Here is a 24,090-nt window from a genome sequence, read left to right on the forward strand (position 1 = left end):
GTTGTGATCCAGCCTTTGCAAATAGCTTTGGTCCTTAGGACAGGATGGCCTCGACGATCTTGGAAAGCGCCAGGTCGACCACGCCCAGATAGAGAGCGATGACCACGGAGACGACCAATACGGCGATACACGTGGTTACGGTCTCCTTGCGGGTCGGCCAGACCACTTTCTTGATCTCGACCTTGGACTCCTCAAAGAACTCCATGAGCTCCTTGGTTTTGTCCTTCAGACCGGCTGCCCGAGACTCTACGGCCTGCTTGTCAGCGGCCTTCTTGCCTTTCTTCTTGGCCATATCACTGTTCCCAAATTATTGAGCGGTTGGCGGGGCCTTGCCGTTTCCGTGCAAGACCCCGCGCCGCTTTCAAAGACTTAAGTTGGCAGGGGCAGAGGGATTCGAACCCCCAACATCCGGTTTTGGAGACCGGCGTTCTAGCCGTTGGAACTATGCCCCTGCTCTATCGAATCTACTTGGACTCTCTGTGAACAGTGTGCTTCTTGTCCCAGGGACAATACTTGCTCACTTCCAGACGTCCGGTAGTATTCTTCTTGTTCTTCTGCGTAGCGTAGTTCTTACGCTTGCACTCGGTGCACTGCAGCTGAATGTTGACGCGCATGATTACTCCACGATTTCGGTGACGACACCGGCACCGACGGTACGGCCGCCTTCGCGGATGGCGAAGCGCAGACCGATCTCCATGGCGATGGGGGCGATCATCTCGACGTTGAAGGTGGCGTTGTCGCCGGGCATGACCATCTCGACGCCCTCGTCCAGGGTGACGACACCGGTGACGTCAGTCGTACGGAAGTAGAACTGCGGACGGTAGCCGGAGAAGAACGGGGTGTGACGGCCGCCTTCATCCTTGGACAGGACGTAGACCTCGGCCTTGAACTTGGTGTGCGGGGTGATGGAACCGGGCTTGGCAGCAACCTGGCCGCGCTCCACTTCCTCGCGCTTCACGCCGCGGATCAGCAGACCGACGTTGTCACCGGCCTGGCCCTGGTCGAGCAGCTTGCGGAACATCTCGACACCGGTGCAGGTGGTCTTGATGGTGTCCTTGATGCCGACGATGGCGACTTCGTCACCGACCTTGATGATGCCGCGCTCCACACGACCGGTGATAACGGTACCACGGCCGGAGATGGAGAAGACGTCCTCGACGGGCATCAGGAAGGGCATGTCGATGTCGCGCTCGGGCTCGGGGATGTAGGAGTCGCAGGCTTCCAGCAGCTCGTAGATGCACTTGGCGGCCGGATCGTCGGCGGACTCGCACTCCAGGGCCTTCAGGGCGGAACCCTGGATGACCGGAATGTCGTCGCCGGGGAATTCGTACTTGGACAGCAGCTCGCGGATTTCGAGCTCGACCAGTTCGAGCAGCTCTTCGTCGTCGACCATGTCGCACTTGTTCATGAAGACGACCATGGCGGGCACGCCGACCTGACGGGCGAGCAGGATGTGCTCACGGGTCTGGGGCATGGGACCGTCGGTGGCGGCGCACACGAGGATGGCGCCATCCATCTGGGCGGCACCAGTGATCATGTTCTTGATGTAGTCGGCGTGACCGGGGCAGTCCACGTGGGCGTAGTGACGCTTCTCGGTCTCGTACTCGACGTGGGCGGTGGCGATGGTGATGCCGCGCTCTTTCTCTTCGGGAGCCTTGTCGATCTCGTCGAAGGCGACGTACTCGCCGTGACCGGCCATGTGAGCCAGCTTGGTGATGGCGGCGGTCAGAGTGGTCTTGCCATGGTCGATGTGACCGATGGTGCCGATGTTAACGTGAGGCTTGCTACGTTCAAATTTAGCTTTACCCATTTCAATAACCCCCTAAATCAATAAAGTTGTGTAGGTTTCTATTTTCTAAATACTTGCTTGACAAAGCATTACAAACAAAAAAACGCCTGGAGCTCACGACCGGATTTGAACCGGTGACCTCATCCTTACCAAGGATGTGCTCTACCGACTGAGCTACGTGAGCCTTCGCACACTGATATAAGGATGATGGAGGATTGAGAGACGGCTAAATGGAGCGGGAAACGGGACTCGAACCCGCAACCCTCAGCTTGGAAGGCTGATGCTCTAGCCAATTGAGCTATTCCCGCTCACTCTCTGTAGTCCATCGACCGCCTCTTGGACGGCCTCCTACAGTGTGATTCGAAAAAATTTGTGGTGGTGGGGGAGGATTTGAACCTCCGAAGGCGTATGCCGACAGATTTACAGTCTGTTCCCTTTGGCCACTCGGGAACCCCACCATTATTACTTTCTGGAGCTGGCGATGGGACTTGAACCCGCAACCGGCTGATTACAAATCAGCTGCTCTACCAATTGAGCTACGCCAGCCAACCGGGAACGAAGTCTATATACGCCGCTATGTCAAAAATCAAGAGTTTTCAACGGCCTTTTTTCCCGCTCATGGGGGAAGAGCCGTATTGCGCTCGAAGACGGGCCGGTTTAATTTCAAAAGCGATGGTTTGTCAACCCTGAAGCTGTATTTTTTTCAATTTCCTTACCTTGGCCGATCCGGACCGCAGGCCCCGGAGCCACGCCCGGCAACGATAGTTTATAATTGCGCGGTGCAATCGCCATTCCTACCCTCAAACCCGAAACCAACACAACCCTATTCGACAACCATGCGATTATCGATCTTCATACTGGCCCTTCTCGTCCTGGCCCCCATCCGGGCCACGGCCGGGGAGCTCGCCCTGCTGACCCACGACCTGGGCGTCCAGGCCTATATCGATCCCGCCTCCGGCGAGCTGCGCGGCCGCGACCATGCGGGCAAGCGTTCCTTCAACCTCGAGGTCGTCCGCGCCCTCAAGCACATGCTCGGCCTGGAGACGCCCATCCGCGAAGTTCTCTACGCCGACGGCATCCGCAGGCTGGACGAGGGCGGCGACGCGGCCTTCTTCAACGTCTACCGCACCCCGCAGCGGGAGCATCTCTATAAATGGGTAGGACCGCTCCAGCGCGAGGTGGACTACCTCTATGGCCTGAACGGCACCCTCAGCCTAAAGTCCCTGGAAGACGCCAGGGGCGTCGCCGCCATCTGCGTGGTCTCCGACAGCATGCACCACGCCGTGCTCAATAAAAAGGGCTTTGCCAACGTGCGCGCCGAGGCGACCTATGCGATCTGCTTCGACCAGCTCAAGACGGGCGAAGCCACGTTGGCCGTATCGTCCGACGAGACCGTGGCCCAGAAGCTGGCGGCCAGCAACATCCCGATCTCCGCCGTGCACCGCATCCCGGAGCCGGTGGTCGAGTCGGCCGGATACATCGCCTTTTCCAAGCAGGTGGACGACAAGGTCATCCAGCGATGGCAGGAAGCCTTCAACGCTCTGGTAGGGTCCGGCCTGTACCAGGATCTCTACGACCGCTACTATATCAGATAGCTCCCCGGCCCCGGTCCTGTTTTTCTTTGACTCCCGATCGCCCACCCCGTATGCCCTTCCCACCATGACGCAGCAATTCGCCATCACCCCCGACGCCCCCTGGCTGGCCCCCCTGGCCGGCTACTCCGACCTGCCCTTCCGGATGCTCTCCCGCAGCTACGGCTGCGGCCCGGCCTGTTCCGAGATGGTCTCGGTCAAGGGCATGGCCTTCAAGAACTCCGGTACCCGGCGGCTCATCGCCACCTGCCCGGAGGACGACCCCATGATCCTCCAGCTTTTCGGCTCGGAGGCCCAATATTTCCACCCGGTCATGGAGAAGCTCGTCTCCATGGGCTACCGCAATTTCGACCTCAACGCGGGCTGCCCGGTGCGCAAGGTGCTCAAGTCCGGCTCCGGGGTGCAGCTCATGGAGGACCTCGACAAGCTGGTCGAGTTGGCCGCCATCATGGTCGAAAAAGCCCGGCAGCATCCCCTGGGCGGCCGCGTGGGCGTCAAGTTCCGGCTGGGCTTCAACAAGGGCGAGGAGGTCTTCCTCGACCTGGCACGGCGGCTGGAGGACACCGGCGTGGACTGGGTCACCCTGCACCCCCGCTACGGCAAACAGATGTTCGCGGGCCAGGCCGACTGGGCCAAGCTCGCCGAGCTGAAGCGGACCGTGTCCATCCCGGTCATCGGGTCCGGCGACCTGTTCTCGGCCGAGGCCGGGGTACGCTGCCTGGATGAGACCGGCATCGACGCCGTCATGTTCGCCCGCGGCGCGCTCTTCGACCCGTCCATCTTCGCCCGGTTCATCGCCCTGCGCAAAGGCACCCCCCTGCCCGTGCGCGACGGCGCACTCCTCTCGGAAATCGTGCGCGAGCATATCCGCCTGACCCGGCTGTTCGAGGGCGACACACGCTCCTTCCGCAAGATCCGCTCCATCATCCCCCGGTACGCCAAGGGGCTGAAGGGCATCCGCGCCCTGCGCGCCTCCCTGCTCGAATGCCGGGACTGGGAAGACCTGGAGCGCGCCGCCGCCGTGATCCGCGATCTGGAACCGGCCGATCCCGAAGCCCCCTACCCACTGGTTGACGACCTTTGCCAATAGCGTTTACAAGGGTTGAGTTGCCCTAATTATTTCGTACCCTTGACCAAGGAAACGGTAACAGCATGGCCACCGAGTCGACCGACATCCTGCTTGAAGCGGGCACCAATGAGCTGGAAATCGTGGAGTTCTACCTCGAGGAACAGCCCAAGGAGTCCGACGAACTCGATCTGAACCAGGAAGAACACGAACGCAAGGACGGGCACAAGCCGAGCCGAAAGGGCTACTACGGCGTCAACGTGGCCAAGGTGCTGGAGATTATCCGCATGCCCAAGGTCACCGAGATGCCCGAGGTCTCCCACCCCTCGGTGCTGGGCGCCTTCAACCTGCGCTCGCGCATCATCCCCCTGCTCGACCTCTCCCTGTGGCTGAAGAAGAAACGGGTCGAGAACGAGCCGCCCAAGGTCATCGTCACCGAATTCAACCAGGTCACCTCCGCCTTCATGGTCTCCGGCGTGACCCGCATCCACCGCATCTCCTGGGAGGACGTGGAAGCGCCCAACAAGTACGTCTCCGCCCTGTCCTCCGAATCCATCACCGGCGTGGTCAAGTTCGACGACCGCATCGTCTTCATCCTCGACCTCGAACGCATCGTCTCCGAGCTCAACCCCAGCATGCGCCTGCGCTTCGACGACAACGTCACCTTCGACGGCAACGCGGGCTACAAGGCGCTCATCGCCGACGATTCCCCGCTCATCCGCGAGATGATCCGCGACATGCTCGGCCAGGCCGGGTTCCAGGTGGAGAAGACCAACAACGGCCGCGAGATGATCCGCGACATGCTCGGCCAGGCCGGGTTCCAGGTGGAGAAGACCAACAACGGCCGCGAATGCTGGGACCGCCTCCTGGAGATCAAGAAGCGCGCCCAGGAGGACAACCGGCCCATCACCGAATACGTCCAGGTGCTCGTGTCCGACATCGAGATGCCCATGATGGACGGCCACCACCTGTGCAAGCGCGTCAAGGAGGACCCCGTCCTGCGCGACCTGCCCGTCATCCTGTTCTCCTCGCTGATCACCGACAAGCTCCGCCATCGGGGGCGAAACCGTGGGCGCGGACGATCAGGTCTCCAAACCCGAAATCACCTACCTCGCCCGTCGCGCAGCCGCCCTCATCGAGGCACGCAAGGCCGAAGCCCGGCGCTAGGCCGAGGACACATATCAGCAACGCAAAAGGCCCCGGTTCACCGGGGCCTTTTGCGTTGGCCACGCCGCCGGAAACGCCCTGCCGGAGCGGGGTTCCCTGCGGCTTGTCCCCGGGAAGGACAGGACTGGCCCGGCCTCTTGCCCCATCCTTTCGATGACCACGCACTCCATTTCTCTATTGTTACTAATTTTGTTTTCGTATACTTCATCTGTATACGAATCTAAAATTATTATGGAGGCAAACAGTATGAAACTTGCGATGAAATCTCTTGCGGCGGCCCTGGTGCTGCTCTTGTGCGGGGCGGGCCTGGGCTACGGGGCGGATTTCGGCCCGGCCTGGACTCCGGGCATGAAAACAGCGGGTACGGAACTCCAAAACGCCATGGCCCGGTTGAAGGTAACCCCGGACACCGAGGGGTTCCTGGCCATGACCAACGCGGGCTACGGCGAGGCCGAAGGCGCGTCCACCGAGGCCTACCTGGACGTGATCGGGGAGACCACGGGCCGGACGCCCGGCACCCGCACCCTGCTGGCCGTGGACACGCCGTGCAGCGAGCCCCTGTGGTTCGCCCTGTGCAACCGGGACACCGGCCAGCTCGAGTACCTGAAGCTCACCGGCACCACCTACGCCACCCAGACCCTGGACATCCGGCCCGAGAGCATCTTCCGGCCCGAGGTCTGGGGCGAGACCGCCAAGGGTCCCTTGGGGCCGCGCCTGTTCACCGTGGCGTCCATCACCCTGGCCTGGTCCGCGGGCGCGGACTGGCGCATGCTCAAGGGCGCGGAACTGCACGACCACTTCTGTCCCGGCCTGAACGCCGGGTTCATCGCCAAGGGGTATCTGGACAAGAACCTGCCCCTGGGGCCGGGCGACCGGTACGTGTTCATCGGCGCGCCGTCCATGTGCGCCATGGATGCCCTCCAGTCCGTATACGGTGCCACCGTGGGCAAGAGCGGCGCGTTCAGCATGTACGTGCCCGAGGCCGCCAAGCGGAACGCCGTGGACGGGGTCGCGCCCTCGATCATCGCCCTGCGCGTCAACGCCAAGAAGGACGCCTGCGACGGCCTGGTGCTGGGCTTCGACTGGAGCGCATCCGAAAAGGCCACCGGCGTCACCGCCGCGGACCGCAGCCCCAAGGGCGGCAAATCCAATCCGCTCTTCTTCATCTCCCGCGTCAAGATGTCCTGGAAACTGGCGCAGATGCCCCTTGAGGAAAAGCTGGCCTACATCAAGGTCCTGCGGGAACTCCACGGCCCTGCCTCACTGGCCGCGGCCATCCAGAACGGCGGCGCCGATCCCTACGCCGCCATCCAATAGACCGCGCCAAAAAAAAGAAGCCCCGGTCGACGACCGGGGCTTCCCTGTTCAACATGTGGACCGCCGCGTCTAGCAGATGCGGGGGAGCTGTTCGCCTTCGAGCATGCCGAGCAGCCGCTTGCCGCCCAGCTGGGTGACCAGCACGACCTTGCCGGGGTTGGCGTCGGTCATGGTGCCGATGTGTTTGGCGTCCTTGCCCAGCGGGTCGGCGCGCATGATTTCAAGGGCCTTGTCCGCGTATTCGCCGGGCAGCACGCACAGGAACTTGCCCTCGTTGGCCAGGTAGAGCGGGTCCAGGCCGAGGATGGAGCAGCCGCCCCGGACCTCGGGCCGCACCGGGATGTCGTTCTCCACCAGCTCGCAACAGACATTGGAGCTCTTGGTGATCTCGTTCAGGGTGGTGGCCAGGCCGCCGCGCGTGGGATCGCGCAGGACGTGGACCTCGGGCAGCTCGCGCACGAGCTTGACCAGCAGGTGGTTGAGCGCGGCGGAGTCGGACTGAACCTTGGCCTCGAAGTCCAGCCCCTCGCGGGTGCCGAGCACGGTCAGGCCGTGATCGCCCACGGTGCCGGAGATGAGCACCGCGTCCCCTACCCTGGCCGCGTCGCCGCTCGGGGTCGGGTCGACGATGATCTCGCCGATGCCGGTGGTGTTGATGAAAATCTTGTCGCAGGCCCCCTTGGGCACGACCTTGGTATCGCCGGTGACGACCTTGACCCCGGCGTGCTCGGCGGCCTCGCCCATGGATTTGACGATCCGCTCCAGGTCGGCCATGGGCAGCCCTTCCTCGATGATGTAGCCGCAGGTGATGTAGCGCGGCACCGCGCCCATCATGGCCACGTCGTTGACCGTGCCGTGCACGGCCAGCGATCCGATGTCGCCGCCGGGAAAGAAGATCGGGTCCACGGTGAAGGAGTCGGTGGACATGGCGATCCTGCCGGACAGGTTCAGGACCGCCGCGTCGTTCAGCCGGTCCAGTTCGTCGTTGCCGAGATATTTCAGGAAAAGGTCGGAAATCAGGCGCTGGGAAGCGCGGCCGCCGCTGCCGTAGTCGAGTAACACCTTGTCAGACATATTCTAATCCAGTTTGTATTTGTAGTAGGCGGCGCAGGACCCCTCGGTGGAGACCATGCACGGGCCGACCGGGTTGGCCGGGGTGCACGCCTTGCCGAAGAGCGGACACTCGTCGGGCTGCTTGACGCCCTTGAGGATGTCGCCGCACTTGCAGCCCGCCAGGGCCGGGCCTTCCTCGATGGTGATGCCGAATTCCTTCTTGGCGTCGAACTGTTCCCACTCGGGCCGGATCTCCAGGCCGGAGCCGGGGATCATGCCCAGGCCGCGCCACAGGGCGTCGGTGGGCTCGAACACCTGGTACATGACTTCCATGGCCTTGGGATTGCCGTTTTCGCCCACGATGCGCGTGTAGTTGTTGCTGACGTGCGCCTCGCCCTTGTTTCGCCACTCGATCATCTGGTTCAGGGACTGGAGGATGTCCAGCGGCTCGAACCCGGTGACCACGGCGGACTTGCCGTACTTCTCGGCGATGAACCGGTACGGCTCCACGCCGATGATGGCCGAGACGTGGCCGGGCAGGATGAAGCCGTCGATGTTGATGGCGGTGTCGGCCAGGAGCGCGTCGAGCGCCGGGGGAACGGTCTTGTGGAAGCAGAGGATGCGCAGGTTGGTGATCCCCTGCTGGCGGGCCATCATCATGGTCCCGGCAATGGTCGGGGCCGTGGTCTCGAACCCCACGCCGATGAAGACCACCAGGTCGTCCGGGTTCTCCTTGGCCAGCTTGAGGGTGTCGAAGGGGGAATAGACCACCTTGACCCGCGCGCCGTCGGCCACGGCCTTCTTGAGGTTCCTTCCCTTATTGCCGGGCACGCGCATGAGGTCGCCGAAGGTGGCCATGATGACCTTGTCGCGACCGGCCAGGTCCAGGAAGGCGTTGACCTCGGACTCATGGGTCACGCAGACCGGGCATCCGGGGCCGGACAGGTGGACGATGCGTTCGGGCAGCAGGGAGCGCAGGCCGGACTGGAAGATGGCCACGGTGTGGGTGCCGCAGACCTCCATGAAGCGAAGCTCCCTGTCCAGTTCGGATTCCATCTTATCGAGAATCTTCCGGCAGAGAGCCGGATCACGGAATTTTTCCAACAATTCGAAGCTCAAAACACAATCCTTTGGGCTGACGGCAGGGCCGGGTTCAAGAGGTTAGCGATTGTCATATACCTTCTGAAAGATGTGGGCAAATGAAAAACCCGCCGCATGGCCAGGTGGCCGGTCGACGGGTCCATGCAAGGCACAACCGCTCGAAATCCTTTACTCGGGCTCTTCCGCATCCTCCAGCCGGGCGTCGTGGATCATGCGCAGGTGGGCGGCCTGGGCCGCGATCAGGGACACGACCATGAGCACGGTCACCACGGAAGACACGCCCCCGGACAGGAAATAGCGCAGGTTGTCGGGGTTGATCAGGATGGTGATGGTCCGCAGGCCGTTGAGCAGGGCGAAGAGGCAATAGCACAACCCGGCGGCGGTCACGGCCCGCTCGCCGAGCTGGGCGTAGAACAGGTTCATGGCCATGCTCATGGACAGCAGGAGCAAGGTCACGCAGGTGATGGTCAGCCGTTCCTGGTAACTCTCCCGGACGAAGAAGAACCAATAGATTCCCACGCACTCGCCGATCAGGAGCCCACCGACAAAGAGAAAGACCAGCAGCCCCACCCTTCCGTGGAGAAACAGCCGGATGCCCAGCCAGACCAGTCCCATGCCGCCCGTCAGCAACAAATGGCTGGCGAATCCTCTGGCCCAGTCGCCCACCCAGTAGGCGACGCCGCTGGCTGCCGAGGCCGCCCCGACGGCCGTGAACCCGACGATCCACAGCGTCACGCCGGGCAACGGCTCCCTGCTGTCGGCGCGCCACATGAGGAGCGCCATCCAGGCGACCGCTCCGCCGGCCAGAATAAACACGAATTGCAGGAACAACATGACTACATGATTCCTCCCAGTATGCCTTGCATAGCACATGGCAGCACGTTGCGCCACCGACTAAAAACTTTGCTCGCCTCCACCCGGCATTCTCCTTTGACCCCTGATCCGACTTTATTTTTTCCGGGCCTGCTGGTAGATGGAAGCCATCGGATGCATTGGAGCACCCTATCAACCAGACGCGCCAGCGCACGCGAGCCATGCCAGCCGAAAAGAATCCACCCAAAACCGACGGACAGCACGGGGCCGGGCTGCCCCTGCCGCCTGCGGCCCGCTTCGATCCGAGCCGCCCCGCGCCGGACGACGCCCGGTGTTTCGAGTACTGGGAGCGGTTCGACATGCTGGACAACGTGGCCGCGCACAGCCGCCTGGTGGCCGGGGTTGCCACCTTCCTGGCCCGCAGGGCGCAGGCCGTGGGCCTTGAGGTGGACGTCCCCACGGTGCGCGCCTCTGCCCTGCTCCACGACCTGGCCAAGACCTATTCCATCCGCCACGGGGGCAACCACAGCCAGCTGGGCGGGGCGTGGGTAGCCGAGCTGACAGGCAATCCGGTCATCGCCACTGGCGTGACCCACCACGTCTGGTGGCCCTTCCCGCTGGACCTAGACAGATATTTCACACCCCTGGCCGTGCTCTATGCGGACAAGCGGGTGAACCACAACGAGCTGGTCTCCATCCGGGAGCGGTTCCAGGACCTCATCAAGCGGTACGGGATTCCCATGAACCTCCAGGACCGCATCAACGCCACCGAGAACCAGGCCCTGCAGCTCGAAGAATTGTTATCCCAGACCCTAGAGGTAGACCTCAATGCATGTGATTTTGATAGCGGGCGGCTGGTCTGACGAGCGGGACGTCTCCCTGTCCGGCGCGCGGAAGATCCGCGCCGCCCTGGATGAACTGGGCCACGACGTCACCTTTTTCGACCCCGCGGACGACTTCAAGAACCTGCTCGCCGTGGCCAGGGGAGCCGACTTCGCCTTCATCAACCTCCACGGAACCCCCGGCGAGGACGGGCTGATCCAGGCGGTCCTGGACAAGGCGGGCTGCCCCTACCAGGGCGCGGGCGCCGGTCCCTCCTACCTGGCCCTGAACAAGGCTGCGGCCAAGGAGGTCTTCGAGGCCCACGGCATCAAGACCCCGGACTGGCAGCTCGTCACCCCCACCCAGGGGCGGGACACCGCGCTCGAACTTCCGCTGCCCGTGTTCGTCAAGCCGGACAAGGGCGGCTCCTCCCTGGGCATGTCCCTGGTGCGCCGCGCCGAGGACTTTCCGGCGGCCCTGGACAAGGTCTTCGCCATGTGCCAGTCCGCCCTGGTCGAATCCTTCATCCCCGGCGTGGAGCTGACCTGCGGCATCCTGGGCAACACCCCCCTGCCGCTGATCATGATCACCCCGCGCGACGGCTCGGATTTCTTCGACTACGAGAACAAGTACGCCGAGAACGGGGCCGAGGAGATCTGCCCGGCCCCGGTGGACGAGGAACTGAGCCGCTCCATCCAGGAGCAGATGCTCACGGCCCACGCCGCCCTGGGGCTGACCGGCTACAGCCGGGGCGACTTCATCGCCACCCGCGACGGCGCGACCTACCTGCTGGAGGTCAACACCCTGCCCGGCATGACCCCCACCAGCCTGCTGCCCCGGGCCGCGGCCCACGTGGGCTACTCCTTCACCAACCTGATCGCGGAGCTGATTCGGCTCGGTCTGGAACGGGCGGCCTAGATGGGGAAATCCGCCGTGGACATGGCCCTGGCCGCCTACGGGCTGGCCTGGAAGGCGGCCCTGCCCCTGCTGAAGTACAATTCCCGGCTCAAGGAGGGGTGGAGCCAGCGCACCCTGTCCGAGGGCGAACCCGCCCCGGCGGACCTGTGGATTCAGGCGGCCAGCGGGGGCGAGGCGTACCTGGCCTGGGAGGTTCTCAAGCACCTCGAATCCCCGTGGTCCCGCAGCCTGCGTGTGCTGACCACCACCAACACCCTCCAGGGCTTCCAGACCCTGCTTCGCGCCGCCGAGGAGATCAACGGCCGCAAGAACGGGCTGGCGGTCCAACCCTGGTATTTCCCCTTTGACGAACCAAACCTCATGCGCCGCATGGCCGCCCGGGTGCGCCCCAGGCTGGCCGTGATCCTGGAGACCGAGATCTGGCCCGGCTTCCTGCACGCCTGCAAGCGCCAGGGCGTACCCGTGCTCCTGGCCAACGGGCGCATGTCCACCAAATCCCTGGGCGGTTACCTCGCCTGGCCCGGCCTGTTCCGCGCCCTGGCACCGGACCGGATCATGGCCGTGTCCGAGACCGACGGGCGACGGTTCGGCACCCTGTTCGGCCGCGACCGGGTGTGGATCATGCCGAACATCAAGTTCGACCGCATGGGCGACGCCTCGCCCATGCCCCGCGCGTCCAACCCGCTCCGGGACCTGATCCCCGCGCGCGCCCCGTTCGTGGTCTTCGGCTCGGTACGCAAGGAGGAGGAACACGACGCGATCCTCCTGGCCAAAGGGCTGATGAGCAAACGGTCCGGCACGGTGCTCGGTCTGTTCCCCCGGCACATGCACCACATGGACCTGTGGCGGAAGGGCGTGGAGGGCGCCGGCCTGAACTGGACCCTGCGCTCCCGGCTGACCGGGCCCGCCGCTCCCGGCACGGTGGTCCTGTGGGACTCCTTCGGCGAGCTGGTCCCGGCCTACGGACTGGCCACGGCCGCCTTCGTGGGTGGCAGCCTGGCCCCCCTGGGCGGGCAGAATTTCCTGGAGCCGCTGACCAGCGGCGTGACCCCGGTCACCGGCCCGCACTGGAAGAATTTCGCCTGGGTGGGCAGGGATATCCTTGCGTCCGGCCTGGCCGTGGAGGCCAAGGATTGGCGCGAAGCCCTGGAATCACTGATTAAAATTATCGACGGGCCGCCCGCCCGCAAGGACGTGGCCGCAGCCGCGAAACAGTACATCAGAGACCGCCGGGGCGGCGCGGAAGCGGTCTCCAAACAGGTTGCCGATTTCCTCAAATAGGATTAAATACGCAACACGGTAGCAATGAGCGCGTTCCCTGAATGTCACGGCATCATCCCCGCCAGGTACGATTCCTCGCGGTTTCCGGGCAAGCCCCTGGTCGAGATCGGCGGCAAGCCCATGTTCTGGCACGTCTACTCGCGGGCCCGCGCCTGTCCCCACATGACCAGCGTCACCCTGGCCACCGACGACGAGCGAATCCTCGACGCGGCCCGGAAACTGGACGTCCCGGTGGTCATGACCCGGAAGGACCACAGCAGCGGCACCGACAGGGTGCTCGAGGCCGCGCGCGCCCTGTCCATTGACTCCGACGCGGTAGTGGTTAACATCCAGGGTGACGAGCCGTGCCTGGAACCGGACATGCTCACCGAGCTGGTGCAGCCCTTCGCCGCCCCCCGCGTCCGGGTCTCGACCCTGGCCACGGCCATAGGCCTGGAAGAGGCCCAGTCGCCGGACCGCGTCAAGGTGGTCCGGGCGGCCGACGGACGCGCGCTCTACTTCTCGCGCTCGCTGGTGCCCTTCGACCGCGACGAGAAGGTGCACGGATTTCTGCTGCACATCGGGCTCTACGCCTTCCGCATGGAGGCCCTGGAACGGTTCGGCGAACTGGACCCCAGCCCCCTGGAGCAGCGGGAAAAACTGGAACAGCTCCGTCTGCTCGAAGACGGCATCGATATTTACGTGACCGAGACGAACCACGTCTGCCACGGAGTGGACAGACCCGAGGACCTGGTCAAGGTCAAGACCATTCTGGAGAACCATTGATGAAAGCGATTCTTGCCCTCGAAGACGGCACAATTTTCAAGGGAACGAGCTTCACCGGCGAGGGCGAGGCCTCCGGCGAGGTCATCTTCAACACCGGCATGGCCGGATACCAGGAGATCCTGACCGACCCGTCCTACGTCGGGCAGATGGTCACCATGACCTACCCCCTGATCGGCAACTACGGCGTCAACCCCGACGACGTGGAGTCCGAGAAGGTCCAGGTGGGCGGCTTCATCGTCAAGGAATGCTGCAAGAGGCCGAGCAACTGGCGGTCCGTCATGTCCCTGCCCGAATACCTGACCCAGGTCGGCGTCATGGGCATCGAGGGCATCGACACCCGCGCCCTGACCCGCCACCTGCGCATCAACGGCGCCCAGCGCGGCTTCATGGCCACCGGCGACGTCGATCCCGCCGAGCTGGTCGAAAAGGCCCGCGCCATCGAGAACATGGAAGGCCTGAACCTTGCCGACCGGGTGTCCTGCGACAAGCCCTACACCTGGGACGGCAAGAAGCCCGTGTTCCTCGACGACATGAAGGACTTCGCCTGGAAAGGGACCGGCCCCAAGCTCGCGGTCTACGATTTCGGCATCAAGTGGAACATCCTGCGGCTGCTGGAAGCGCAGGGCTTCGACATGATCGTCCTGCCCTCCCACTATACCGCGGCCCAGGTGCGCGAACTCGGCGCGGACGCCGTGTTCCTGTCCAACGGCCCCGGCGATCCCGCCGCCGTGACCACCGCCGTGGACGCGGCCAAGGACCTGTGCGGGGACTATCCCGTGGCGGGTATCTGCCTGGGCCACCAGATCCTCGGCCTGGCGCTCGGCGGCACCACCTACAAGCTCAAGTTCGGCCACCACGGCTGCAACCACCCGGTCATCGACCTCCAGACCGAGAAGATCGAAATCTCCTCCCAGAACCACGGCTTCTGCGTGGACATCGAAGGACTGAACTTCCTGGAAAAGACCCACATGAATCTCAACGACAACACCCTGGAAGGCTTCCGCCACCGGGAAAAGCCCATACTGGCCATCCAGCACCATCCGGAAGCCGGGCCCGGCCCCCACGACAGCCGCTATTTCTTCGCGCGCTTTCGTGATATGGTCCGGGAAAGCACAGGGATATAGCACCGAACCACAGCCAGGAACGACCCATGTCCACCGATCTCATAAAGTCGCGCAAAAAGCTGAATTCCATCGCTACGCTGCTGAAACAGGGCAAGTACATGCCCGCAGTCCAGGCCGTGCACGACGGCCTCATCCTGTTTCTCAAGAACCAGGTCATGAAAAACGAGCGCGACGAATTCGAGGACATCCTCCAGAAAGTCACCTACGTCCTCAACTCGGACAAGGAACTGCGCAAGATATACCCCCTGGTCATCAGCTATGAACCCGGCCAGGAACGCAAGCTCCTCGACGCCATGCGCGAGCTGCTCCAGGAACTGCAAAAGGCCCTGAACGAAGAGGTCCAGGGCGACCTGGAAGCCATCGCCGCCCAGAAGCGCGAGGCCCTTGAACAGGGCCAGGCGCACCTCGACGCGGGCGAGTGGGACAAGGCCAAGGACGTCTTCGACCAGTTGGTCAAGACCTTTGGCGGCGACACGGAACTCAAGGCGGACATCGCCGACCGCTATCTCAACGCGGGCCGGTACAAGGAAGCCTACTCCATGCTGGACGACGCCCTGCGCGACGATCCCAACGCCATCCACCTGTACAACCGCATCGGCATGGTCCTGCGCAAGATGCAGGACTACGAGACCGCCGAGAAATACTACCTCAAGGCCCTGACCCTCACCTCCCAGGACGAATACCTGCACTACAACATCGGCCGACTCTACTACGACTGGCGCAAATGGGCCAAAATGGCCAACTCCGCCAAAAATGCCGTGGCGATCAACCCCAACTTCGCCGAAGCCGCCAAAATGCTCAAATTCGCCCAAAAGAAAATGGCCGAGTAGTCGAGATGCAAATCAATAAAAAGGGGCCCTCCTGACGGAGGGCCCCTTTTTATTTGCCTCCGGCGGCCAGAGGGGGAAACTTTCGAGAAAGTTTCCCCCTCTGGACTCCCCTTTCAAAGCTTTTTGTGTGCCTTCGGCAAGTCCGTGCGGACGCGCTTTGTCGTGCGCTGTTGGTCTTGAATAAAACGAGAAACAGCACGTCTTCCCTGGCCCCCCAAACCTCGCGAAGCGACCCAAAAAGTTTGGGAAGGGAGATGGGGTTGGGGGGTCCAGGGGGGAAGGGGAAGAGGGAAACCCTTTTCTCAAAGGGTTTCCCTCTTCCCCTTCCCCCCTGGCCGCCGGAGGCATCCTCCTCCTACGCTCTGCTCTCGATGAACAGGGCGGCGGCGAAGAGGTCGTCGCAGGCGTGGTCGGTGAGGTCGGCGCAGTCCGGTTCTTCCTTGGCCCCTTTGCCGGTGCGCACGAGGATGGTGGTGGCCCCGGTATTCCGGCCCAGTCCCATGTCGGCCCGCTTGTCGCCGATCATGAAGCTCTGGGCGGGGTTGAAGTCGAGTTCCTCGGCGGCCCGGAGCATGAGGCCCGGGGCGGGCTTGCGGCAGTCGCAGTCCGCTTCCGGCTCGTGCGGGCAGAAGAACACGCCGTCGATGGTCACGCCTTCGGCTTCGAGGAGCTCGACCATGCGCGCGTTGCAGGCGTGGACGTCCTCCTCGGTGTAGTAGCCGCGCCCGATGCCGCTCTGGTTGGTCAGCACGGCCAGGCCGAACCCCATGCCCAGGATGCGCTTGAGGCCCTCGACGGCCTGGGGCAGGAGTTCCACGCCTTCGGGGTCGTGAAGGTAGTGCTTGTCCTTGATGATGGTCCCGTCCCTGTCGAGCAGGACATAGCGCTTGAAGTCGCTCACTGTCGGCCCACCAGTTTTTGGAGCAGGTCGAGAGCGGCCTGGAAGCTGTGGATGGAGGCCTCGCCCTTGCCCACCAGGTCGTAGCCCGTGCCGTGGTCCGGCGAGGTGCGCGGGTACGGCAGGCCGAGGGTCACGTTCACGGCGCGGCTGAAGTGGAGCAGCTTGAGCGGGGCCAGTCCCTGGTCGTGGTACATGGCGAGCACGGCGGGATAGCGTCCCTTGGCCGCGAAGTGGAAAATGGTGTCGCCGGGAATGGGACCGGCCACATCCATGCCGTCGGCCTTGGCCCGTTCCAGGGCCGGGATGATGGTGGTGATCTCCTCGTCGCCGATACGCCCGGACTCCCCGGCGTGAGGGTTGAGGCCGCACACGCCCACCGGGCCGGCCAGGCCGAGGGTACGCACGAACTCGGTGGTCAGCCGCAGGCAGTGCAGGATGCGCTCGCCGGTGACCAGGTCCGGCACGTCGCGCAGGCGCGGGTGGGTGGTGACCAGGCTGACACGCAGCTTGGGCGAGGGGTCATCCGGGTCGTGGCCGCAGAGGTGCATGCACACGTTGTCGCGGCCCACGCCCAGCTTGTCGGCGAGGAATTCGGTATGTCCGGGGAAGTCGAACCCGGCGGCGTGGAGCATGGCCTTGTTCAGGGGGCAGGTCAGCAGCCCTTGGGCCAGGCCGGATTGCAGGACCTCCACGGCCAGGTCCAGGCTCTCTCCGGCGGCCAGCCCGCCCTGGCTGCACGCGTGGCCGGGAGGAAAACTGATGGTCCGCAGCAGCTCCGGCTCATACAGGTAGACGCCCGGCCCGCCGTCGGCCACTTGCGTGGGGTCGTCGAGCACGGTGAAGAACCGGTCCGCGCCCATGCGGTCCAGCTCGCGGTCCATGGCCGAGACCGGGCCGATGACCAGCATCCGGTCCTTGTCGGCGGGGTTTTCGAGGAAATGTCGGGCCACCAGCTCCGGGCCGAGGCCGCAGGGGTCGCCCAGGGTGATGCACAGGGTTCGCATAGTCGTGTCACCTAGCGTTCGGTGGTTGGAAAATCGCGTCCGGGGAGGCTACCTTCGGCCCCGGCGCAAGTCAATCCGGACATCCGGCCCGCTCCCGCAGGGCCAGGAAGTCGGCAAGTATTTTCGCATGGTCGAAGACCAGGTCCGGCCACCGGCCCATGGGGAAGACCCTGGCCTTGGCCGCGTCGTCTCCGGCGGCCAGCCTGGACGGGTCCTCGGGTTTGCCGGTGTAGACCACGCTCATGGTGTGCTGCCGGGGATCGCGGTCCGGGTCGGAGTAGACGCCGAGCAGGCCGGTCAGGTTTACGTCCAGGCCGGTCTCCTCCCGCATCTCGCGCACGGCCGCCCGCTCGCAGGATTCGCCGTAATCCACGAACCCGCCGGGCAGCGCCCAGCCGAGCGGCGGGTTGGCCCGCTCGATGAGCACCACGCCCTCGCCCCCGCCGGGACAGTCCATGACGATGACCACGTCCACGGTGGGCGTGGGGTTACGGTAGACCTCTATCTCCCCGCCGCAGTGGGGACAGGCCCGAATCTTGCCCATGGCTCGCTCCCTTGTTTTTGTCGTAAGCCGACTCTTCCCAATCGCGGTCCCCAAGTCAAACCCGGATCGGGCCGGGTACGGATTTTTTTACCCGCCTCCGGAACCGCCCTCCCCCGCCCGAACCCGCAGGCAGGGGATCCCCGGCACCGCTCCGGTGGAAATGAAAACCAACAACAGTTCGTAATAATTGGATATATATTTCTTGGATAAACCATACGAGAAAGGCTTCATCGGACCATCCGGTGAAGCCTTGTATTCTCGTGTGCAAAAAAAGGAAGAAGGATGCTTTCTATGTAGCAACGCTCGTGCCAAACGACGGATAAAAGTGATGAATATTTTTTTACACAATTATTTCAGTAAGTTGAGAAAAACCTCTGACAAAAGAAAAAACCCCGCACCCCGAAAGGGGTACAGGATTTTTTACCGGAATCGAGGAAAGCTCCATTTCCGGTGTATTCGGGTTCAAGATTTTTGACCCGCCCACCGGGGAAGGGGCTAGCCGTTGCGCACGGCCACGGAATATCCCTTGTCGCAGAGCTTCTTGATGGACACCTCTCCCTCGCGGATGACCTCCAGCTTGCTGGAGCCGAGCATGCGGACCACGGTGGAAGGCAGGTGGCCGCGCGGCCACGGCGGGTCGAAATAGGTCTCGTCCACCAGCTTGAGCAGGTCGGGGTCGATGTCTTCGGGCAGGGCCGCCGGGGGCTTGCCCGACAGGTTGGCGCTGGTCGCCACGATGGGATGCTTCAGCCGCCGGGACAGCTCCGAGGCGAAGGGATGGCCGGACCAGCGGACCGAGGTGTAGCCCTCCGCGTCCGACAGCCAGGCCGGGAGCGACGGCAACGCCTTGACGAGTATGGACAGGGGGCCGGGCCAGAACGCCGACGCCAGCTCCCGCAGGTGCTTGGGTTGTTCGTCCGTGACCAGGTCGAGCATGTCCAGCCCGCCGATGATCAGGGGCAGCGGCCGTTCCTCTGTGCGGACCTTGACCTTGGCCACCCGGGCGCACGCCGTGGCGCTGGTCGCGTCGCACCCCAGGGCGTAGAGTGTTTCGGTGGGATATATGACAATGCCTTCGGAACGCAGGGCCTTGAGCAAACTTTGCATGACAGCCTCCTTACCTCGTATACCATTCCGTTTTAAGCCGATCCAGTTCCTCCCCGGAAAAGGTCGGAACGTCGTACATACCGGCTTTGTCACGCTGGATGAACGCCTGATACAATATGATGGCCGCGGCCACCGAGACATTGAAGCTCTGAACCATCCCCTGCATGGGGATGTAAATTTCGTCCGGGACCAGCTCGGCCAGTTCCGGGGAGGTCCCCCGGTGCTCGTTGCTGAGGATGATCGCCGTGGGCCGGGTGAAGTCCACGTCCATGACCCGACGCGCGCGCTCCGAAAAACCGGTGCGCAGGATCTGCATCCCCTGGGCCCTCAGGTCGCCGACCATGGCCGCCGCATCGGTGTGCTCGGTGCGGGCGATCCACTTCTTGGCCGAGGCCGAGGTCTTTTTCCCCAGGTCGGGCCACTGGGAGTCGGTGTAGTACAAATGCACCCCGGCCACGCCGAAAGCGTCGCAACTTCTCAACACCGCCGACACGTTGTGCGGGTCCCATATGTTGTCCATCACCAGGGTCAAATCCTTCTGCCGTCTGGACAAGACCTTGTTTATACGCTCTTTCCTTTCTTCAGTAATCTGTCTGGGCATGCGGGGTTGGTATCCATTATGGGAAGCTTTGGCAACCCCGTTGACCGGCGGAGCCACTCCGGAAAGTGCGCCGAATTCTTTTGCCAAGGAATTATAAAATAACATCATCATGTTGACATTTTTTTATTTTATATAGGAAAAGAATGGTCGAAACACTCTTATTCTGAGCAAGAACTCGGAGAGCGAAATGCGTGCACTGATTGTCGAAGACGAATTCCTGAGCCGCAAGGTATTGCGGTCGTTCCTGCTGACACTGTTCGAGGTGGACATCGTGGTCAACGGCCGGGAAGCGGTTGAAGCCTTCAAACTGGGGCATGCCGAAAAGCGGCCCTACGACCTCATCCTCATGGACATCATGATGCCCGAGGTGGACGGGATCGAGGCGCTGCAGAAAATCCGGAACATCGAGTCGGAAAACGGGTACAAGCCCCGGGCCAAGGTCATCATGACAACGGCCCTAGACGACCCGCAAACCGTGCTCAAGACGTTCTACGACGGCGAGGCCTCGGCCTACATCGTCAAGCCGGTCGCCAAGGACAAGCTCTACGCCGAGTTGGAAAAGCTCGGTCTCCTGCACAAGTAAACAAGGGAGACGTCATGAGCGAAGATCCCATGGTCGAAGAATTCTTCTCCGAGGTGAACGACAAGTACTACCCCCAGGTGATGGAGGGGCTGGAGAAGCTTGAAGCCGCCGACATCGAGGAGGGCATCGAGATTCTCGCCAGGCCGCTGCACACCATCAAGGGCGTCACCGGCTTCATGGCCGGCTTCGAGGAGGCCTCCCACTTCACCCACAAGATCGAAGACTTCCTGAAGAAGGTCCAGTCCGGCGAGGTGGAGTCCACCGGCGACAACGTAACCCTGCTCTCGCGCGCGGGGTGAACATGATCTTCCAGGTCCTGGAGCAGCTCCGCGAGGGCAGCCTGGACACCGAGGAGCAGGAAGAGGTCCTGGAGCTGATCCGCGAGGCGTCCGCCACCGGACAGGTGGCCGACGAGGCGCTCGGCGCGGGCGTGGACGTGGAAAACCGGGACGGCGTGACCATCATCCGGGTCAAGGACCCGCGCGTCCACCTGGAGGGCCATTTCAAGCCCATCGTCTCGGCCATCCTGTTCGTCGAGCCCGGCGACGACATCCTCCTGGACCTGTCCAGGGTCCTGACCTTCGGGTCCGGGGCCTGGGCCGCCATCGCCAGCATGGGCATCACCTTCAAGATCGCGGCCTGCGGCGTTTCTCCGGACGCCCGCCAGACCCTGATCGGTTGGGGCTTTGACAAGACCATCTCCGTCTACACCGACGAAGAAACCTATTTCACGAGACAGTAAGGGGAAACATACATGCAGGACAGCATCATCCAGTGCATCGAGGACATAGAGAAGCAGATCCTCGAGGTGGATGCCACCGGCCAGGGGGTCGAGCAGGCGGTCGACGCGCTCGGCCTGTCGTGCATGCAGCTCTCTTCCGCCGGGGTCGTGGCCCTGCTCGACATGCTCAAGGACGGCATCACCCCGGTCAACAACGACATCGTCTCCGCCATGCTCGGCATCTGCGAGGCGCACAAGAAGTTCTTCTTCGCCCTGGGCGGGCTGCTGGCGGGCAGCGCCGACGCCCTGGCCAAGATCAAGAAGGCGCCCTCGACGCCAGTGGTCGAGGAATCCGAGGAAGACGCGGCCAAGGCATTCGAGGAGCCGCCCACCGCCGAGGCCGAGCCCGAGGAGGAAGCCCCGGAAGCCAAGGCGGACGAGGATGAGGACAAGGGCAAGGCGGACGCCAGGCCCGAGACCAAGACGTCGACCTCGGCCATCGCCTCCATCCGCGTGGCCACCGACCGTCTCGACCGGGTCATCGAACTGGTGGGCAAGCTCATGGTCACCTACGCGGTCATCGCCCAGGGCGGGGCCACCAACATGAGCCAGATGGCCTCCAGCCTGCGCGAGCTGGACAACGTCATCAGCCGTCTCCAGCAGGAGGTCAATGCCATCCGGCTGGTGCCGCTCAAGCAGATTTTCATGCCCATGCACCGGCTGGTGAAGAGCCTCAGCCAGAAGATCGGCAAGAAGCTCGACTTCGACGTCAAGGGCGACGACCTGGCCCTGGACAAGACCATCGTGGAATCCCTGAACGAACCGCTGGTCCACCTGCTGCGCAACGCCGTGGACCACGGCCTGGAAGACCCCGAGGGGCGCAAGGCCGCGGGCAAGTCCGAGACCGGCACCGTGACCCTGTCCGCCTGGCGCAAGGGCGACAGCGCGTTCATCCAGGTCCGGGACGACGGACGCGGGCTGGACCCGGACCGCATCCTGGCCAAGGCCCTGGAAAAGGGGCTGGCCGAGCCGGACAAGGAATACGAGACCTCCGAGATTCTCCAGTTCGTGCTCCAGAGCGGTTTCTCCACCGCCGAGAAGATCACCGACGTGTCCGGCCGAGGCGTGGGCATGGACGCCGTGGTCAACGCCATCAAGGTCACCCTGGACGGCGACGTGGAGATCGAAAGCGAGCTGGGCAAGGGCGCGGCCTTCACCATCATCATCCCCCTGGACCGCTCGGCCAACGAGGGCATCGTGGACGCCCTGGTCTGCAAGGTCGGCGGCGACACCTTCATCATGCCCAGCCGCGACGTGGTGGAGATCTACATGCCCAGGCACAACGACGTGGTCCAGCTGCCCGACGGCCGCGAGACCGTGGACGTGCGCGGCGAGATCCACTCCCTGCTCCGGCTGGCCGACCTCCTGGAACTGACCCCGGAGATCGACAACATCGAGATGGCCCAGGCCATCGTGGTCCGGGTGGGCGACTACAAGGGCGCGATCCTGGTGGACGAGGTCCTTCGCCAGCAGCAGGTGGTCATCACCGGCTTCACGGTCCCGGTGGAACAGATTTTCCACATCCCCATCCTCGGTTACGGCATGATGGGCGAATCCGACGCCCTGGTCATCGACGCCGAGGAGATGATCCAGCAATTCCAGGAGCGCATCGCCCAGTCGGCACAGGCTTCCTTGACATAACCCAAAGCCAGGGCATAGGTTCGTTCGATCAGGTGTCCTATGACTCAATAGGGAATCCCGTGCGAATCGGGAGCGGACCCGCCGCCGTGACGTCCTGTCGAACCGCTGCCACTCATGCCACTGGGGGAAACCCTGGGAAGGCGGAAGCGGGAGGGACCAGCCGGAAGACCTGCCTGATGCGATCTCAGGACTTGCCGCGGTGGTACGTGGGCTTGCCGCCATGGTATAGAAGGGAGAATACGGGCCCCCTTCCTCAGAAATCGATGAGGAAGGGGCTTTTCTTTTCCCTACCCGCCCTCTTTTTTGGAGAAAAGCATGACGTTCGTCAGAACCTCCGTTTTCCTGCTGCTGGCCTTGCTGCTGGCCACACCGGCCCTGGCCGGACATCACGACGAAGGGCCGGTCAGGCAGGCCATCGTCCTGGCCGCCTTCGGGACCTCATACCCCGAAGCGGTCAAATCCATCCTGAACATCAAGGCCAAGGTGGAAAAGGCGCACCCCGGCGTGCCGGTCCGCCTGGCCTTCACCTCCAACATCATCCGCAAGATATGGCAGGAACGCCAGGGAGACGCGGCATGGCGGAAAGCCAACGCGGACATCCCCGCCGAGATCCTCTACGTCAAGCATCCCCTGGCGACCATCGCTGACCTGCAGAACGACGGCTACCGCGACGTCGCCGTGCAGTCCCTGCACGTCTTTGCGGGCGAGGAATACCACGACCTGCTCACCCTGGTGGGCGGTCTGCGGTCCATCCGCTCCCTCAAGGCCAAATACACCCCGTTCGCCCGTCTCGTGGTGGGACGCCCGGCCCTGGGCCAGCCCGGCGAGGCCTACCCCTACGTCCAGGACATGGAGAAGGCGGCCAAGGTCCTCAAGGGCGACGTGGAGCACGCGCGCAAGGAAGACGCGGCCCTGGTCTACATGGGCCACGGCAACGACTTCTTCTCGACGGGCATCTACGCGGAATTCCAGAAGACCCTCCGGGCCGAATACGGCTACCCCATCTTCATCGGCTGCGTGGAGGGCTATCCCGCCTTTGACGACATGGCCGCGCTCCTGGCCGCGTCCGGCAAGAAGAAGGTCCTGCTCAAGCCGTTCATGATCGTGGCCGGCGACCACGCCTCCAACGACATGGCCGGGGACGAGGACGACTCGTGGAAGGTCATGCTCGAAAAGGCTGGCTACTCCGTGATCATCGACCTGCGCGGCCTGGGCATGGTGGACGGCTGGGCCGACCTGTACGTGGACCATCTCGCCGACGCCCTGGCCCAAGGGACGGGCAAGTAAGGC

General features: G+C 63.5%; 25 protein-coding genes, 5 tRNA genes, 1 pseudogene and 1 riboswitch. Of the genes and pseudogenes, 15 read left to right on the forward strand and 16 right to left on the reverse strand.

Going from position 1 to position 24,090, the window contains the following annotated elements; translation table 11 throughout:
* Window positions 1-34: 34 nt before the first annotated feature.
* From secE to AWY79_RS14760, 8 genes are all read right to left on the reverse strand, one after another.
* Window positions 35-292: a preprotein translocase subunit SecE gene (gene secE / locus AWY79_RS14725; RefSeq protein ID WP_066805596.1), complete on the reverse strand. Its 258-nt coding sequence runs from the start codon at window positions 290-292 to the stop codon at window positions 35-37.
* 83 nt (window positions 293-375) lie between these two features.
* Window positions 376-452 (reverse strand) — tRNA-Trp (locus AWY79_RS14730).
* 12 nt (window positions 453-464) lie between these two features.
* Window positions 465-614: a 50S ribosomal protein L33 gene (gene rpmG, locus AWY79_RS14735; RefSeq protein ID WP_066805598.1), complete on the reverse strand. Its 150-nt coding sequence runs from the start codon at window positions 612-614 to the stop codon at window positions 465-467.
* A gap of 2 nt (window positions 615-616) precedes the next feature.
* Entirely contained in the window at window positions 617-1,810 is a 1,194-nt protein-coding gene (gene tuf / locus AWY79_RS14740; RefSeq protein WP_066805601.1) for an elongation factor Tu, read from the reverse strand.
* A gap of 87 nt (window positions 1,811-1,897) precedes the next feature.
* Window positions 1,898-1,973 (reverse strand) — tRNA-Thr (locus tag AWY79_RS14745).
* 47 nt (window positions 1,974-2,020) lie between these two features.
* Window positions 2,021-2,097: transfer RNA gene (locus AWY79_RS14750), tRNA-Gly, on the reverse strand.
* A gap of 65 nt (window positions 2,098-2,162) precedes the next feature.
* Window positions 2,163-2,247 (reverse strand) — tRNA-Tyr (locus tag AWY79_RS14755).
* A gap of 12 nt (window positions 2,248-2,259) precedes the next feature.
* Window positions 2,260-2,335: transfer RNA gene (locus tag AWY79_RS14760), tRNA-Thr, on the reverse strand.
* A 290-nt stretch (window positions 2,336-2,625) separates the two neighbouring features.
* Here AWY79_RS14760 and AWY79_RS14765 point away from each other — a divergent pair.
* The 4 genes and pseudogenes from AWY79_RS14765 to AWY79_RS14780 all read left to right on the forward strand — a co-directional run bounded on the left by AWY79_RS14765 (window position 2,626) and on the right by AWY79_RS14780 (window position 6,931).
* A complete protein-coding gene (locus tag AWY79_RS14765) occupies window positions 2,626-3,384 on the forward strand; it encodes a substrate-binding periplasmic protein (protein WP_066805604.1) in 759 nt (252 codons plus the stop codon).
* Between the two features lie 64 nt (window positions 3,385-3,448).
* Window positions 3,449-4,471: a tRNA dihydrouridine synthase gene (locus AWY79_RS14770; RefSeq protein WP_066805607.1), complete on the forward strand. Its 1,023-nt coding sequence runs from the start codon at window positions 3,449-3,451 to the stop codon at window positions 4,469-4,471.
* Between the two features lie 62 nt (window positions 4,472-4,533).
* A pseudogene (locus AWY79_RS14775) lies at window positions 4,534-5,614 on the forward strand (chemotaxis protein).
* A gap of 246 nt (window positions 5,615-5,860) precedes the next feature.
* Window positions 5,861-6,931, forward strand: coding sequence for an FmdE family protein (locus AWY79_RS14780; RefSeq protein WP_133987402.1), 1,071 nt, complete (start codon window positions 5,861-5,863; stop codon window positions 6,929-6,931).
* Window positions 6,932-7,000: 69 nt separating this feature from the next.
* On the opposite strand, the gene hypE is transcribed toward AWY79_RS14780, so the two are convergent.
* From hypE to AWY79_RS14795, 3 genes are all read right to left on the reverse strand, one after another.
* Window positions 7,001-8,005, reverse strand: coding sequence for a hydrogenase expression/formation protein HypE (hypE, locus tag AWY79_RS14785; protein WP_066805613.1), 1,005 nt, complete (start codon window positions 8,003-8,005; stop codon window positions 7,001-7,003).
* A 3-nt stretch (window positions 8,006-8,008) separates the two neighbouring features.
* Window positions 8,009-9,103 carry a hydrogenase formation protein HypD gene (hypD, locus tag AWY79_RS14790; RefSeq protein ID WP_066805615.1) on the reverse strand — a complete coding sequence of 365 codons (1,095 nt, stop codon included), beginning with the start codon at window positions 9,101-9,103 and terminating at the stop codon, window positions 8,009-8,011.
* Between the two features lie 150 nt (window positions 9,104-9,253).
* On the reverse strand, window positions 9,254-9,919 hold the full coding sequence (locus AWY79_RS14795; RefSeq protein ID WP_066805618.1) for a hypothetical protein: 666 nt from the start codon (window positions 9,917-9,919) through the stop codon (window positions 9,254-9,256).
* Between the two features lie 200 nt (window positions 9,920-10,119).
* Between AWY79_RS14795 and AWY79_RS14800 the strand changes: the two genes are divergently transcribed.
* Genes AWY79_RS14800 through AWY79_RS14825 form a run of 6 tightly spaced genes read left to right on the forward strand, consistent with a single transcriptional unit; the run spans window position 10,120 to window position 15,638 of the window.
* On the forward strand, window positions 10,120-10,761 hold the full coding sequence (locus tag AWY79_RS14800; protein ID WP_078063896.1) for an HD domain-containing protein: 642 nt from the start codon (window positions 10,120-10,122) through the stop codon (window positions 10,759-10,761).
* Complete coding sequence (locus AWY79_RS14805) at window positions 10,727-11,638, forward strand: D-alanine--D-alanine ligase family protein (RefSeq protein ID WP_066805621.1); 912 nt, start codon at window positions 10,727-10,729, stop codon at window positions 11,636-11,638. The genes AWY79_RS14800 and AWY79_RS14805 overlap by 35 nt, the downstream gene beginning before the upstream one ends.
* The gene (locus AWY79_RS14810; RefSeq protein ID WP_066805624.1) at window positions 11,639-12,919 is read left to right on the forward strand and encodes a 3-deoxy-D-manno-octulosonic acid transferase; all 1,281 of its coding nucleotides are present in this window, start codon (window positions 11,639-11,641) and stop codon (window positions 12,917-12,919) included.
* Window positions 12,920-12,943: 24 nt separating this feature from the next.
* Window positions 12,944-13,684, forward strand: a complete 741-nt coding sequence (gene kdsB / locus AWY79_RS14815) for a 3-deoxy-manno-octulosonate cytidylyltransferase (RefSeq protein ID WP_066805627.1) — start codon at window positions 12,944-12,946, stop codon at window positions 13,682-13,684.
* Window positions 13,684-14,808 carry a glutamine-hydrolyzing carbamoyl-phosphate synthase small subunit gene (carA, locus tag AWY79_RS14820; RefSeq protein ID WP_066805631.1) on the forward strand — a complete coding sequence of 375 codons (1,125 nt, stop codon included), beginning with the start codon at window positions 13,684-13,686 and terminating at the stop codon, window positions 14,806-14,808. The genes kdsB and carA overlap by 1 nt, the downstream gene beginning before the upstream one ends.
* Before the next feature lie 26 nt (window positions 14,809-14,834).
* A complete protein-coding gene (locus AWY79_RS14825; RefSeq protein WP_066805634.1) occupies window positions 14,835-15,638 on the forward strand; it encodes a tetratricopeptide repeat protein in 804 nt (267 codons plus the stop codon).
* A gap of 355 nt (window positions 15,639-15,993) precedes the next feature.
* Here the strand turns inward: AWY79_RS14825 and AWY79_RS14830 are convergent, their stop codons facing one another.
* The 5 genes from AWY79_RS14830 to AWY79_RS14850 all read right to left on the reverse strand — a co-directional run bounded on the left by AWY79_RS14830 (window position 15,994) and on the right by AWY79_RS14850 (window position 19,795).
* Window positions 15,994-16,539 carry a D-glycero-alpha-D-manno-heptose-1,7-bisphosphate 7-phosphatase gene (locus AWY79_RS14830; RefSeq protein ID WP_066805637.1) on the reverse strand — a complete coding sequence of 182 codons (546 nt, stop codon included), beginning with the start codon at window positions 16,537-16,539 and terminating at the stop codon, window positions 15,994-15,996.
* Window positions 16,536-17,543 (reverse strand): 4-hydroxythreonine-4-phosphate dehydrogenase PdxA, encoded by a 1,008-nt coding sequence (gene pdxA, locus AWY79_RS14835; protein ID WP_066805640.1) that lies wholly within the window; start codon window positions 17,541-17,543, stop codon window positions 16,536-16,538. The genes AWY79_RS14830 and pdxA overlap by 4 nt, the downstream gene beginning before the upstream one ends.
* Window positions 17,544-17,613: 70 nt before the next feature.
* Entirely contained in the window at window positions 17,614-18,087 is a 474-nt protein-coding gene (locus AWY79_RS14840; protein ID WP_066805643.1) for an NUDIX domain-containing protein, read from the reverse strand.
* A 495-nt stretch (window positions 18,088-18,582) separates the two neighbouring features.
* Complete coding sequence (locus AWY79_RS14845) at window positions 18,583-19,194, reverse strand: L-threonylcarbamoyladenylate synthase (protein ID WP_066805646.1); 612 nt, start codon at window positions 19,192-19,194, stop codon at window positions 18,583-18,585.
* Window positions 19,195-19,204: 10 nt separating this feature from the next.
* A complete protein-coding gene (locus AWY79_RS14850) occupies window positions 19,205-19,795 on the reverse strand; it encodes a TrmH family RNA methyltransferase (protein ID WP_066805649.1) in 591 nt (196 codons plus the stop codon).
* A gap of 187 nt (window positions 19,796-19,982) precedes the next feature.
* Here AWY79_RS14850 and AWY79_RS14855 point away from each other — a divergent pair, with 187 nt between their 5' ends.
* The 5 genes from AWY79_RS14855 (at window position 19,983) to AWY79_RS14870 (ending at window position 24,087) form a co-directional block, all read left to right on the forward strand.
* Entirely contained in the window at window positions 19,983-20,378 is a 396-nt protein-coding gene (locus tag AWY79_RS14855) for a response regulator (RefSeq protein ID WP_066805652.1), read from the forward strand.
* A gap of 14 nt (window positions 20,379-20,392) precedes the next feature.
* A complete protein-coding gene (locus AWY79_RS19425) occupies window positions 20,393-20,677 on the forward strand; it encodes an Hpt domain-containing protein (protein ID WP_233490932.1) in 285 nt (94 codons plus the stop codon).
* Window positions 20,678-20,679: 2 nt separating this feature from the next.
* A complete protein-coding gene (locus tag AWY79_RS19430; protein ID WP_233490933.1) occupies window positions 20,680-21,120 on the forward strand; it encodes a hypothetical protein in 441 nt (146 codons plus the stop codon).
* Between the two features lie 12 nt (window positions 21,121-21,132).
* Complete coding sequence (locus tag AWY79_RS14865; protein ID WP_066805654.1) at window positions 21,133-22,800, forward strand: chemotaxis protein CheA; 1,668 nt, start codon at window positions 21,133-21,135, stop codon at window positions 22,798-22,800.
* Window positions 22,801-22,813: 13 nt separating this feature from the next.
* A riboswitch (cobalamin riboswitch) is annotated at window positions 22,814-22,991 on the forward strand.
* 124 nt (window positions 22,992-23,115) lie between these two features.
* On the forward strand, window positions 23,116-24,087 hold the full coding sequence (locus AWY79_RS14870; RefSeq protein WP_066805658.1) for a sirohydrochlorin cobaltochelatase: 972 nt from the start codon (window positions 23,116-23,118) through the stop codon (window positions 24,085-24,087).
* The last annotated feature ends 3 nt before the right edge of the window (window positions 24,088-24,090 follow it).

The sequence above is a fragment of the Pseudodesulfovibrio indicus genome, from assembly GCF_001563225.1.
In the GTDB taxonomy this organism is placed as follows: Bacteria; Desulfobacterota; Desulfovibrionia; order Desulfovibrionales; family Desulfovibrionaceae; genus Pseudodesulfovibrio; species Pseudodesulfovibrio indicus.

Bases quoted from the DNA above. Each gene is read 5' to 3' on its own strand.
- AWY79_RS14795 (WP_066805618.1), bottom strand. From the start codon at position 9,919: ATGTTGTTCCTGCAATTCGTGTTTATTCTGGCCGGCGGAGCGGTCGCC.
- AWY79_RS14825 (WP_066805634.1), top strand. From the start codon at position 14,835: ATGTCCACCGATCTCATAAAGTCGCGCAAAAAGCTGAATTCCATCGCT.
- carA (WP_066805631.1), top strand. From the start codon at position 13,684: ATGAAAGCGATTCTTGCCCTCGAAGACGGCACAATTTTCAAGGGAACG.
- AWY79_RS14770 (WP_066805607.1), top strand. From the start codon at position 3,449: ATGACGCAGCAATTCGCCATCACCCCCGACGCCCCCTGGCTGGCCCCC.
- pdxA (WP_066805640.1), bottom strand. From the start codon at position 17,543: ATGCGAACCCTGTGCATCACCCTGGGCGACCCCTGCGGCCTCGGCCCG.
- AWY79_RS14845 (WP_066805646.1), bottom strand. From the start codon at position 19,194: ATGCAAAGTTTGCTCAAGGCCCTGCGTTCCGAAGGCATTGTCATATAT.
- AWY79_RS14780 (WP_133987402.1), top strand. From the start codon at position 5,861: ATGAAACTTGCGATGAAATCTCTTGCGGCGGCCCTGGTGCTGCTCTTG.
- AWY79_RS14850 (WP_066805649.1), bottom strand. From the start codon at position 19,795: ATGCCCAGACAGATTACTGAAGAAAGGAAAGAGCGTATAAACAAGGTC.
- hypE (WP_066805613.1), bottom strand. From the start codon at position 8,005: ATGTCTGACAAGGTGTTACTCGACTACGGCAGCGGCGGCCGCGCTTCC.
- AWY79_RS14765 (WP_066805604.1), top strand. From the start codon at position 2,626: ATGCGATTATCGATCTTCATACTGGCCCTTCTCGTCCTGGCCCCCATC.
- AWY79_RS14840 (WP_066805643.1), bottom strand. From the start codon at position 18,087: ATGGGCAAGATTCGGGCCTGTCCCCACTGCGGCGGGGAGATAGAGGTC.
- kdsB (WP_066805627.1), top strand. From the start codon at position 12,944: ATGAGCGCGTTCCCTGAATGTCACGGCATCATCCCCGCCAGGTACGAT.
- AWY79_RS14805 (WP_066805621.1), top strand. From the start codon at position 10,727: ATGCATGTGATTTTGATAGCGGGCGGCTGGTCTGACGAGCGGGACGTC.
- tuf (WP_066805601.1), bottom strand. From the start codon at position 1,810: ATGGGTAAAGCTAAATTTGAACGTAGCAAGCCTCACGTTAACATCGGC.
- AWY79_RS14855 (WP_066805652.1), top strand. From the start codon at position 19,983: ATGCGTGCACTGATTGTCGAAGACGAATTCCTGAGCCGCAAGGTATTG.
- AWY79_RS14800 (WP_078063896.1), top strand. From the start codon at position 10,120: ATGCCAGCCGAAAAGAATCCACCCAAAACCGACGGACAGCACGGGGCC.
- rpmG (WP_066805598.1), bottom strand. From the start codon at position 614: ATGCGCGTCAACATTCAGCTGCAGTGCACCGAGTGCAAGCGTAAGAAC.
- AWY79_RS14865 (WP_066805654.1), top strand. From the start codon at position 21,133: ATGCAGGACAGCATCATCCAGTGCATCGAGGACATAGAGAAGCAGATC.
- AWY79_RS19425 (WP_233490932.1), top strand. From the start codon at position 20,393: ATGAGCGAAGATCCCATGGTCGAAGAATTCTTCTCCGAGGTGAACGAC.
- AWY79_RS14870 (WP_066805658.1), top strand. From the start codon at position 23,116: ATGACGTTCGTCAGAACCTCCGTTTTCCTGCTGCTGGCCTTGCTGCTG.
- AWY79_RS19430 (WP_233490933.1), top strand. From the start codon at position 20,680: ATGATCTTCCAGGTCCTGGAGCAGCTCCGCGAGGGCAGCCTGGACACC.
- secE (WP_066805596.1), bottom strand. From the start codon at position 292: ATGGCCAAGAAGAAAGGCAAGAAGGCCGCTGACAAGCAGGCCGTAGAG.
- AWY79_RS14810 (WP_066805624.1), top strand. From the start codon at position 11,639: ATGGGGAAATCCGCCGTGGACATGGCCCTGGCCGCCTACGGGCTGGCC.